Genomic DNA, 872 nt, shown 5'->3' with positions numbered 1-872 from the left:
GCCCGGGCCTGGGCCACACCGGTGGCGGCCAGCGCCGCCATCGCCACCGCGTCGGCGGCGGTGGCCTCCACCGCCCAGGCCAGCGGCCCGGCGTCGGTGACGATCTCGGCGTGTACCGCGCCGGCCGGCAGCCGGCGGGCCACCACCCGCGCCGGTACGGCGAACCGCAGGGTGAGCGCCTTCCACCAGCGGCGCGCCGCCGGTTCGCCGGCCCACTCGGCCTCCGGCACCGGGTCCGTGTCGAGCCGGCTGCGTACGGCGTGCACCAGCCGGCGCAGCGCCGCCCCGCTGGCGTGCCGGACGTCGACGCCGATCGCGGCCGTCTCCGCCCAGCGGACCGCTGACCCGGCACCGTCCTCGGCACCGGCGTCCCGCGCGTCACCGTCGCCGCGCGGCGCACCGATACCGAGGACGGTCTCGGCGTACCGCAGGGTGGCGTCGACCCGGGCGGCGTCGGCGGTGGCCGCGACCCCCAGCGCCGGGCCGGCCAGGGCCAGCATCGCCGGCAGTTGCGGCAGGTCGCCGGGGACCGCCGGCGGCAGTACGCCGAGCTCCGGGTCGCTCAGCGCCTCCAGCCGCAGCCCGACCGCGTCGATGTCGGACGGCGCACCGGGCAGCGGCACGCGGGCGGCCGGCAGCCACGGATGGTACGTGGCGCGGACCGGGTCGAGCCGGGCGACCAGGACCGACGGGTAGTACGGCCCGGGGGCGGCCGGTTCGCCGCCGGGCAGGGTGGCGGCTTCCTCGGCCGGGTCGGGCAGACCGGCGACGGCGCAGACGATGCGGTGCGCCGCGGCGGCCCCGATCAGCGCAGCCAGCGCCGGTGTCACCGACGCCCCCGCAAGCGCCGGGCCGGGCGCCTCGCTCAGGCC

Annotated in this window: 1 pseudogene; it reads right to left on the bottom strand. The window is 80.4% G+C overall.

Going from position 1 to position 872, the window contains the following annotated elements:
- Positions 1 to 830: pseudogene (locus ACXAHD_RS32235) on the bottom strand (hypothetical protein); the annotation flags it as partial.
- Between the last annotated feature and the right edge of the window lie 42 nt (positions 831 to 872).

The sequence above is a fragment of the Micromonospora sp. ABR4_055 genome (genome assembly GCF_056160425.1).
The sequence above is the reverse complement of the archived record's forward strand: the minus strand, read 5'-3'. Positions and strand labels throughout refer to the sequence as shown.